The sequence below is a fragment of the Parvibaculum sp. genome, from assembly GCF_040882025.1.
Classification (GTDB): domain Bacteria; phylum Pseudomonadota; class Alphaproteobacteria; order Parvibaculales; family Parvibaculaceae; genus Parvibaculum.
Map to the genome: position 1 here is coordinate 1 of NZ_JBBECC010000069.1, position 8,992 is coordinate 8,992.

At 63.8% G+C, this 8,992-nt stretch carries 9 protein-coding genes and 1 pseudogene; 5 read left to right on the top strand and 5 right to left on the bottom strand.

Annotated elements, in window-relative coordinates; all coding sequences use genetic code 11:
- The first annotated feature begins 186 nt into the window (after positions 1-186).
- The gene (locus WEB61_RS04325; protein WP_368063098.1) at positions 187-1,218 is read left to right on the top strand and encodes a phytanoyl-CoA dioxygenase family protein; all 1,032 of its coding nucleotides are present in this window, start codon (positions 187-189) and stop codon (positions 1,216-1,218) included.
- A gap of 4 nt (positions 1,219-1,222) precedes the next feature.
- Here WEB61_RS04325 and WEB61_RS04330 read toward each other — a convergent pair whose 3' ends face one another.
- Positions 1,223-2,059 carry an alpha/beta fold hydrolase gene (locus WEB61_RS04330; protein WP_368063099.1) on the bottom strand — a complete coding sequence of 279 codons (837 nt, stop codon included), beginning with the start codon at positions 2,057-2,059 and terminating at the stop codon, positions 1,223-1,225.
- Positions 2,060-2,153: 94 nt separating this feature from the next.
- A complete protein-coding gene (locus WEB61_RS04335; protein WP_368063100.1) occupies positions 2,154-3,464 on the bottom strand; it encodes a DEAD/DEAH box helicase in 1,311 nt (436 codons plus the stop codon).
- Positions 3,465-3,771: 307 nt separating this feature from the next.
- Here WEB61_RS04335 and corA point away from each other — a divergent pair, with 307 nt between their 5' ends.
- The 3 genes from corA to WEB61_RS04350 are packed head-to-tail and all read left to right on the top strand — an operon-like array spanning position 3,772 to position 6,320.
- Positions 3,772-4,740, top strand: a complete 969-nt coding sequence (gene corA, locus WEB61_RS04340; RefSeq protein WP_368063101.1) for a magnesium/cobalt transporter CorA — start codon at positions 3,772-3,774, stop codon at positions 4,738-4,740.
- Positions 4,741-5,343, top strand: coding sequence for a histidine phosphatase family protein (locus tag WEB61_RS04345; RefSeq protein WP_368063102.1), 603 nt, complete (start codon positions 4,741-4,743; stop codon positions 5,341-5,343).
- Positions 5,344-5,345: 2 nt separating this feature from the next.
- On the top strand, positions 5,346-6,320 hold the full coding sequence (locus WEB61_RS04350; protein WP_368063103.1) for a threonine/serine dehydratase: 975 nt from the start codon (positions 5,346-5,348) through the stop codon (positions 6,318-6,320).
- On the opposite strand, the gene WEB61_RS04355 is transcribed toward WEB61_RS04350, so the two are convergent.
- Positions 6,317-6,868, bottom strand: coding sequence for a hypothetical protein (locus tag WEB61_RS04355; protein WP_368063104.1), 552 nt, complete (start codon positions 6,866-6,868; stop codon positions 6,317-6,319). The genes WEB61_RS04350 and WEB61_RS04355 overlap by 4 nt on opposite strands.
- 127 nt (positions 6,869-6,995) lie before the next feature.
- Between WEB61_RS04355 and WEB61_RS04360 the strand changes: the two genes are divergently transcribed.
- A complete protein-coding gene (locus tag WEB61_RS04360; protein WP_368063105.1) occupies positions 6,996-7,616 on the top strand; it encodes a class I SAM-dependent methyltransferase in 621 nt (206 codons plus the stop codon).
- Here the strand turns inward: WEB61_RS04360 and WEB61_RS04365 are convergent.
- Together WEB61_RS04365 and WEB61_RS04370 are read right to left on the bottom strand one after the other, a co-directional pair.
- The gene (locus tag WEB61_RS04365) at positions 7,596-8,681 is read right to left on the bottom strand and encodes a prenyltransferase (RefSeq protein ID WP_368063106.1); all 1,086 of its coding nucleotides are present in this window, start codon (positions 8,679-8,681) and stop codon (positions 7,596-7,598) included. The two genes, WEB61_RS04360 and WEB61_RS04365, sit on opposite strands and share 21 nt — an antisense overlap.
- Positions 8,681-8,992, bottom strand: a pseudogene (locus tag WEB61_RS04370) (SAM-dependent methyltransferase); the annotation flags it as partial. The gene WEB61_RS04365 and the pseudogene WEB61_RS04370, both read right to left, overlap by 1 nt.

Here is an 8,992-nt window from a genome sequence, read left to right on the forward strand (position 1 = left end):
AGCAGCTGACTCTTAATCAGCGGGTCCCAGGTTCGAGTCCTGGTGCGCCCACCAAATTCCTCCTCTCTCCAGAGCAGCAAGAGGCCGAATCGCCGGTATTGGCGGACGAAAGGCATTTTTGCTTAAATCGGATGTTCGCGTCCGGACCCGATGGTTGGTCATGGCGGACGGGAAGGGAGAGGCGATTTGAAGCCGATATCCTATCTCGCGGCGCCCTTGTGGGCGGTGCTGTTGGCGAGCGGAGCGAAGTCCTTTCGGGCCAACCCGCTACTCGGTAGCGCGTGGCTCAACCGTCACGGTCTGCACATGGCGCGTGTGCGGCTGGCGGGACATATGGCGAAAAAGCGCCGGGCGCGGCTGGCCGCGTTTGTCGATGCCGATGACATTGCCGACTATGCCCGTGACGGGTTTGTTCTGCGGCACAATTTCCTGCCGCCGGCGCTTTTCGACGAAATCAGACGAGATCTTGAGTCGCATCCATTGCGCTCGTGGGAGCGTCGCGAGGGTGCGACCGTCACGCGGCGCGCCAGCCTCGACCGGCCGGATGTCGACGGGCGTCCGGCGCTCACCGCCTTTCTGGACGACAAGCGTCTCTTCGATCTCATGCGCTATGTGGCCGGTTGCGGTGGCGAGCCCCTGACGCATGTTCAGACCGTCATCGCAGAGCCCGATCCATCGCGGCCCGACCCGCAAAATACGCTCCACATGGATACGTTTCACTCGACGGCGAAGGCATGGCTCTATCTTCAGGATGTGGGTCCGGAAGACGGGCCGCTGCTCTACGTTCCCGGTTCCCATCTGATAACGCCCGGGCGCCTCGAATGGGAGCACGATCTCAGCATGCGCGCCGCGCGGGACCCCGATCCGGAGATTGCCGCGGGATCGTTCCGGATCGACCGCGACACGGTCGCCCGGCTCGGCTACCGCGAACCTTTGGCGATGACGGTTCCGGCCAACACGCTGGTTGTGGCCGACACACACGGCTTCCATGCGCGATGCGCCAGCGCTCGGCCGACGTGCCGGTCGGAAATCTATGCGTCGCTGCGGCGCAATCCGTTCCTGCCGGTCACGGGCATGCATCTTCATACGATGCCTGGAATTCGGGGCAAGCTGAGTACAAGGCAGGCGCAGATAGACGGTCTGCTGGAGCGGTTTGGCATTCGCGGGCCGTGGAAAGACGTGCCCGCGAAACGTCTTGTGGATCCGCCATCGATCTGATGCGCTAGCGGCAGGTCGGCGTTTCGCCCGCGAGCCTTGCCCAGTTCTTCTCCCAGCCGTCATGATGGCCCAGGCCGGGCAGGACGCGCAAAGCGCTGCAGCGCGCATCCGGCATGCGCGCCATGTAAGCCTTGCCGATTACGGACGGCACGATCTTGTCGTCTTCGCCGGCAAGATGGAGCTGCGGCAAGCCGGCAAGCGTTTCCGCCATATCCGCCGGGTTCAATGAATGGGCTAGCCGCGTCACGCCGTGATGGTGCGTGAAGGCGTCCGTGTCGAGCGGCGCTGCGACTGTTTTCAACCACGCCACATCATTGCGCCGCGCGGCCGCAAGGACTGCCACGGCGCCACCTCCCGAAAAGCCGACAAGGCCGAGCCATTGCGCGCCGGCCTGTCTCTTGAGTATGTCCAGTGCTTCGCCGGTCGCCGCTACAACCTCCTCGCCGTAGCGATGGCTCGTCCATAGTGCCGCACGACAATTGCGCTGGTGGGCCTTTCCTGTGAACTGGCAGGGACGGGCGAGATAAGCAACCGCCGGAGCGCTGTCCGCCAGCGCAAGCTTGAGCGCCGTAGGCGTGACGGGCGTCGGGTCCGGTGAGATTTCATCGACCCGCGTCAGGGCGAGGCCGTCGCCCTCGATATAGACCACCAGCAGCTTATGCGAACCGCTGATGCGGCTCAGGCTGTAGAGGTCGAAGCGCTGTGTCTGCAGATAGGCGGGAACCATGTTGCCGGTCGCCAGCGCTTCGGCATTTGCCTTGCGGTCGGCCGGCGCCGGTACACCGCAGGCGGCAAGGCCCAACAGAATTGACAGGAACCAGGGAAGGCTGCGTCTTGGCATGGGGTTCCGAGCCAACAAGAAAACACCGCCTCAGAGTGACCCGAAGCGGTGCTTTTCGATAGCGAAGATATTCATCCGCGTTTTGCGGTTTTCTCTACTGCGCGGCGGACTGCCGACGGCTTTGTTTTTGACCGCCTTGCGGCCGGCCACGGCCGGCGCCGGGTTTTCCGAAGCGGCGGGGTTTGCCCGGCTGCTGGCGGGGGCCGCGCGGACCGTTACGGGCCGGGCGGTTGTCCGAAGGCTCATTCATCGGCACAGCGACCTGATCTCCGAGCCATTCGGTGGTTGCAATAACGGTAAGCGGCCGTTTGGTCAGCTTTTCGATGCTCCTCAGATGCGAACGCTCGGAAGAATCACAGAAGGAGATCGCGATGCCGCTCTTGCCGGCGCGCGCGGTGCGGCCGATGCGGTGAACATAGCTTTCAGGCTCGTTCGGCAATTCGTAGTTGATGACATGCGTGATGCCGGTGACGTCGATGCCGCGTGCGGCAATATCGGTTGCGACGAGCACGCGAGCTCTGCCATTGCGGAACTGTTCGAGTGCGCGCTGCCGGGCACCCTGCGATTTGTTGCCGTGAATGGCTTCCGCGGCGATGCCTGTCTTTTCAAGCTGTTCGCTGACGCGGTTGGCGCAATGCTTGGTGCGCGTAAAAACGATAACGCGGCTCAGTTCGTTGTCGTCCAAAAGCTTCGTCAGCAGTTCGCGCTTGCGCTTGCCGTCGACATGCAACACGCGCTGGTCGACCTTGTCGACGGTGATGATTTCGGGCCGTACTTCGACACGGACCGGATCATTGAGGATTTCAGCTGCCAGATGCTCGATATTCGATGGCATCGTGGCCGAGAAGAGCAGCGACTGGCGCGTCTTCGGCAGTACCGCGACGATCTTCTTGACGTCGTGGATGAAGCCCATGTCGAGCATGCGGTCGGCTTCGTCCAACACCAGAACGGAAGCCTGACGAAGATCGGCATGGCGCTGGTTCATCAGGTCGAGCAGACGGCCCGGTGTCGCAACGAGAATGTCGACGCCGCCGGCCAGCGCCTTCACCTGACGGAACTGGTTGACGCCACCGAAAATGACGGTGTGGCGGAGCTTCAGGTTGCGGCCATAGGTCTCGATGCTTTGGCCGATCTGAATGGCCAGCTCGCGCGTTGGCGCAAGAATGACGACGCGGGCGCCTTTTTGCGGGCGCTTCGCCTGCGGGTCGAGACGCTGCAGAATCGGCAGCACGAAGGCCGCCGTCTTGCCGGTGCCGGTCTGGGCGAGGCCCAGAAGATCGCGGCCCTGAAGGAGCGCCGGAATGGATTGGGCCTGAATGGGGGTGGGAGTGGTGTAGTTTTGCGCTTCAAGAGCGCGGCAGAGCGGCTCGGCAACGCCGAGATCCGCGAAGGTCTTCGTGGTCATAAGTTACAATCTCACAAGTCAAACGTCGTGCGCCGGCCATTATGGCCGTCGCTTCACGCGGGGTCTTGCCGCGTTCCAACGCGCTTGGAATCGAGGAAAGGGTCTGCTGCTTCGGGGTTAGGCGATGCCGGAAAGGCAGCGCAGAGCGCGCACACGAAGGCAGATAGCCGCTAATTGGGCCATTCGGTCCCCGAAGTCAAGGAGGAAAGGGTTCGTGAAACCTTAATGGAGCATAGCGGGACGGATTGTCGCGGGCAGCATGAGTGGGCATGATCGCGGCTGTCCTGCAGCCCAAGCGGAAGATTCGATGATTACAGCTTATGTTCCCATCAACGGCGCGCTGACCCCTATCTCGGTCGAAGCAAGCGGGATTATTCCGGCTGAAGCGGTATGGATCGACCTTCTGCAGCCAACGGATGAAGAACTGGCCTTCATCGACGTGAAGCTCAATCTCGATGTCCCAACCGAAGAGGACATGCAGGAGATCGAGGTGTCGAGCCGGCTCTATCTCGAGGACGACGTCGTCTATATGACGGCGGCAATGGTGACGCAGGCGGACACGCCGAGGTCACAAGTCGTGCCCGTTACCTTCGTGTTGGCGGGCCATCGGTTGCTGACGCTGCGCTATGCAGAGCCGACCCCCTTTCGTCACTATGCCTCCGAGGCGCGGCGTCACAGCGTGCCCTGCGCAACCGGCGAGGAGGTTCTGGCGGGATTGCTCGATGCCATCGTCGATCGTGTTGCCGATATTCTGGAGCGCGTCCAATCTGACATCGACACGCTGTCGGGTGAGGTTTTTCCGCATGCGGGCGGGAAGGCCAAGCGCAACTACGACGAAATTCTGCGTCGCATCGGCCGCAGCCATGCATTGACCTCGCAGGTTCGGGAAAGCCTCGTCAGTTTCGGGCGGCTGGTCAGCTTCATCGCGCGACCCGCCACGGAAAAGCGACCGAAAGCAACCGAGCGCTCCTTCAAGACGATTACACGCGATCTGGCCGCGCTCAGCGATCATGCGAGTTTCATCGCCAACAATACCAGTTTCATCCTCAACGCGACGCTCGGCCTCATCAACAACGAGCAGAGCGGTATCATCAAGATTTTCTCGGTCGCCGCCGTCGTTTTCCTGCCGCCGACGCTGATTGCCAGTATCTACGGCATGAATTTCGAGTTCATGCCGGAGCTTGCCTGGCCTTTCGGTTATCCGTTGGCGCTGCTGGCGATGGTGGTCTCCGCGGTCGCGCCCTATTTCTTTTTCAAACAGCGCGGCTGGCTCTAGATGGCGGGTATGCGGACCGAATGGATATGGATTGTCCATGCGCCGGTGCAGGGGCGCGAAAGCCGCTATTACGGCCAGCTCGATGTCGCGGCCGAGCCGGTCGATCCGGCACTGGCATCCGCCATCGCGCGGCGTCTGCCCTCGGTCGCGGTCTGGCTTTCGTCGCCGCTGACGCGCACGCGTTCAACGGCGCTGGCGCTGAAGCCCGGCGTCGACCCCGTGGCGGTCGGGGATTTCATCGACCAGCAATATGGGCGCTGGCAGGGCATGAGCTACAATGACGTTTTCGCGGCCAACCGGACACTCGAATGGTCGCAGCCGGCCGATATCCGCCCGCCCGAAGGCGAGAGCTTTGCCGACATGGCGGTGCGTGTCGTGGCGGGCATCGACCGGTTGAGCGCACATTATGCCGGGCATACGCTTATTTCGGTCGCGCATGTCGGCGCGGTCAGGGCGGCGATCGCCCATGCGCTCGAGATCGATCTTGCGACAGCCTTGCGTATCGAACTTGCGCCGCTTTCACTGACGCGGCTCAGCCATCGTGCAACAGACGGCGGCGCCCAATGGAGTGTCGGCTGCATCAACTTTGATCTTTCGGCGTGACCATGCGGATACCCAATGCCGACGATGTGCGTGCCGCGGCGGCCCGCATCGCCGGCGTTGCCGTCCGGACGCCGCTTCTCGAATGTGCGGTGCTCGGCCAGCTTGCCGGCGGCCGGATTTTCATCAAGCCCGAAATGCTGCAACGAACGGGATCGTTCAAGTTTCGCGGTGCCTGGAACCGGCTGTCGCAACTTTCCGGGAGCGAGCGGCGCGCGGGGGTCGTCGCCTGGTCGTCGGGCAATCATGCGCAAGGCGTCGCGGCGGCGGCGCAGATGCTTGGCGTTCCGGCGCTCATCGTCATGCCGTCGGATGCGCCGCGCCTCAAGATCGAACGCACGCGCGGCTTCGGTGCGGAGATCGTGCTCTATGACCGGCTGAAGGAGATGCGCGAGGAGATCGGCGCGCGTATCGCGGCAGAGCGCGGTGCGGTCATCGTCCGGCCCTATGACGACCCCGATATTGTCGCGGGGCAAGGCACGGTGGGACTCGAGATCGTCGAGGATGCGGCGCAGTTCGGCATCGGGCTTGACGCCGTGCTGGTGCCAGCGGGCGGAGGCGGACTGGCGGCCGGAACGGTGTTGGCGCTCGGGGCGGCGATGCCCGATGCGAAAGTGTGGTGCGTCGAGCCGCAAGGCTTCGACGACCATGCGCGCTCGCTGGCCACCGGGCATCGGCTCGGCAACGAGGCTGGGGCCACATCTTTTTGCGACGCGCTGCTGGCACCGATGCCGGGCGAACTTACTTTCGCGATCAACGCCCCGCGCCTTGCCGGCGGCCTGGCGGTGAGCGACGCGGAAGTGACGGCGGCAATGCGTTTCGCTTTCGAGGAATTGAAGCTGGTAGTCGAGCCCGGCGGCGCCGTGGCGCTGGCGGCGGTGCTGGCCGGGCGTTTCGATACGAAAGGGAAGGCGGTGGCGCTGGTGCTCAGCGGCGGCAATGCCGATCCGGCGGCGTTTGCGCAGGCGCTCGGCGGCTAGCGGATTTCCATTTCCCAGCGTTCGATGAGGCGGGCGAGGCGTTCCTCGATCCGGCGCAGCGCTTCGGCGACGACGGCGATGCGCTTGCCGGTCAGTTCCTCATAGGCCGCGGCTATGAAGATGCCGCCGGCATGTGTTTCAATCTCGTCGCAGAGGTCCGTGTCGGCGCCCTTGCTCCGTAGCGCTTCACCGATTGTCTGCAGCCGTTCGGCAGCGCTGGCGATGTCGGTGGCGGCGCGGACCGCGGTGCCAGCGACGGTGGCGGGATCGGCGGTGGCCTCGTCCGGTTTGACCTCGGCAAAGCCCGCTTGCGCTTCGGTCAGTGCGCGGGCGAGTTCCTGCGCCTCGTGATAGACGAAGCCGAGCCGCAGGCCCGTATCGGTTTCCTGCGCCAGTTTCTCAATCGCACCAATGACTTCGGCTGTGTCGACCAAACGGTGACGGCGGGCGAATTCTTCCAGGAACCAGCGGCCGCGCGGGGTTTCACGCACCGCTTGCTCGATGGCGTGGTAATCGTCCGGTTCCGGGGCGAAGGCTGGCTGGCTCATGGATATGACTCCGGGAGAGGCTTGCCCGGTCATTATCCCGGCGATTGCTTAACCGTTTGCTTCGCGCCGGTGCGAGAGGCTAGAGAAGGCAGGGCCGGGCGTTCCGGCGAGGCGAAAGGACTGGATTTTGGCGCGCAAGCTTCCCATCGACATAGTGGCGATCAAGGGCTTCATGGACGCCGAAGAGGGCTGGGCGCTGCACGAAGCGGCGCTCGAAGCCTCGCGCATGGGGCCCGTGCTCGAAATAGGCTCCTATTGCGGCAAGTCGACCGTCTATATCGGCCTTGCCTGTCAGGCGAACGGCGCCGTTCTCTATGCGCTCGACCATCACTACGGATCCGAGGAAAACCAGAAAGGCTGGGAGCATCACGACGAGGCGCTCTACAATGCCGAAACCGGCCGCCTCAATACCTTTCCGCTGTTCCGCCGCACGATGCGGATGGCGAAGCTCGAAGATACGGTGGTGCCGCTGGTTGCGCCGTCTGAGGTCGTCTCGAAGGGTTGGGCGACGCCGCTGGCGATGGTGTTCATCGACGGCGGGCACGGAATGGAGCCGGCGCTGACCGACTACCGCCATTGGGCACCGCGCGTGATGCCGGGCGGCATCCTCGCGATCCACGACGTCTTCCCCGACCCGAAAGACGGCGGCCGGCCGCCCTACGAGATCTACAAGATGGCGTTGGCGTCGAAGCTGTTTGAAGAAGAAAAGGCCGTGAAGAGCCTGAGGCTACTCCGCCGCCTCGGCTAGCGTGCGCTCGGCGAAGAGGCGCGCGGCGGGCGTCATGCCGGTCACGGCGTCGGTCGCCAGAATGACCGCGGCGGCTGTCCATGCCGGCTTCTCGGCCGGCCAGGCCACATTGTCCTCGAACTGGTAGCCCATCCAGTAGGCGCCGCAATTGGCGCGCCATTGATGCTGCCAGGAGAGCATGGCCTCGGCCTGTTTCCGCCGTCCGGCGACGAGCAGCGCCATGGTCAGCTCGGCGCTTTCGGCAACCGTCACCCAGGGCTGGTCGAGCACGCAGCGGCAACCCTTGCCTTCGGCGACGAAGATGTCCCATTTCCAGTCGAGGCGCTTGCGCGCCGCTTCGCCGGTGACGACGCCGGCCAGGACCGGATAGTACCAGTCCATCGAATAACGGTCCTTCGGCTCCCAAGTGCGGTCGAAGCGATGCGGTTTCTCACGTAGCGCCTCGCCGAGCCGCATGCGGGCGGCTAGCCAGTCGCGCGATGGCTCGCCCAGTTCGCGCGCGATATGCGCGGCGCATTCGAGGCTCTTGTAGATCGACGAGCAGCCGGTGATCAGCGCGTCGTCTTCGGGCGTATGCGGGTCGGCGGCCGACCAGCGGATGTCGCCATGCGGGCTTTGATGCGCCAGCACGAAGGAGATGGCGGCCTTCACATGCGGCCAGATGCCGGCCAGCCATTTGCGGTCGCGTGTCACGAGGTAGTGATGCCAGGCGCCGGTTGCGATATAGGCGGCGAAGTTGGTATCGCGGATGTGATGGCCCGCATCCGCTTCCTCGCCGGTGAAGCGCTGTTCCTCATCGTCGAAGGGAACGGCGCTGCCGAGCTGGCCCCACCATGAACCGTCTTTCAGTTGCGTATCGGCCAGATAGCGAAAGGCGCGGCGCGCATGCCCGATTTCGCCGAGCACCGTCAGGCCCATCGCCGCCTCGGTATGGTTCCAAGGGTCAACGACGCCGCCGTCATACCAGGGGATCGCGCCGGTATCGCGCTGCAGCTCCAGAATGCGCGCACGCGAGCCGAGGAAAAAATCTTCCGAAACCGGATCGCCCCAGGTCAGGTGCACCATCACGCCGCTCCCTTGGTGAAATAGAGAACGACGCTCTTGCCCATCAACGGCCCGGCGATCCTTTCGAGCGCGCGCGTCAGCCATGGACGCTCAAGGATGTCCCATTCGAGAAAGCGCTTGTAGAGATTGACGAGCCGCACATCCTCGCGTTTCACGCCCACGGCGCATTTCAGCCACCAATAGGGCGCGTGCAGCCCATGCGCGAAATGGCGATGGAAAAACGAGAGGCCGCGGCTTTCGACGGCGCCTTTCAGTTCGCTTTCCTGAAAGATGCGAACATGGCCGCCCGGCTCGTTGTGATAGTCGTCGGA

What these genes read in the sequence shown, in the direction of transcription:
- WEB61_RS04330 (WP_368063099.1), bottom strand. Translation starts at nt 2,059, where the DNA reads ATGCCAAGACGCAGCCTTCCCTGGTTCCTGTCAATTCTGTTGGGCCTT.
- WEB61_RS04335 (WP_368063100.1), bottom strand. Translation starts at nt 3,464, where the DNA reads ATGACCACGAAGACCTTCGCGGATCTCGGCGTTGCCGAGCCGCTCTGC.
- corA (WP_368063101.1), top strand. Translation starts at nt 3,772, where the DNA reads ATGATTACAGCTTATGTTCCCATCAACGGCGCGCTGACCCCTATCTCG.
- WEB61_RS04345 (WP_368063102.1), top strand. Translation starts at nt 4,741, where the DNA reads ATGGCGGGTATGCGGACCGAATGGATATGGATTGTCCATGCGCCGGTG.
- WEB61_RS04350 (WP_368063103.1), top strand. Translation starts at nt 5,346, where the DNA reads ATGCGGATACCCAATGCCGACGATGTGCGTGCCGCGGCGGCCCGCATC.
- WEB61_RS04355 (WP_368063104.1), bottom strand. Translation starts at nt 6,868, where the DNA reads ATGAGCCAGCCAGCCTTCGCCCCGGAACCGGACGATTACCACGCCATC.
- WEB61_RS04365 (WP_368063106.1), bottom strand. Translation starts at nt 8,681, where the DNA reads ATGGTGCACCTGACCTGGGGCGATCCGGTTTCGGAAGATTTTTTCCTC.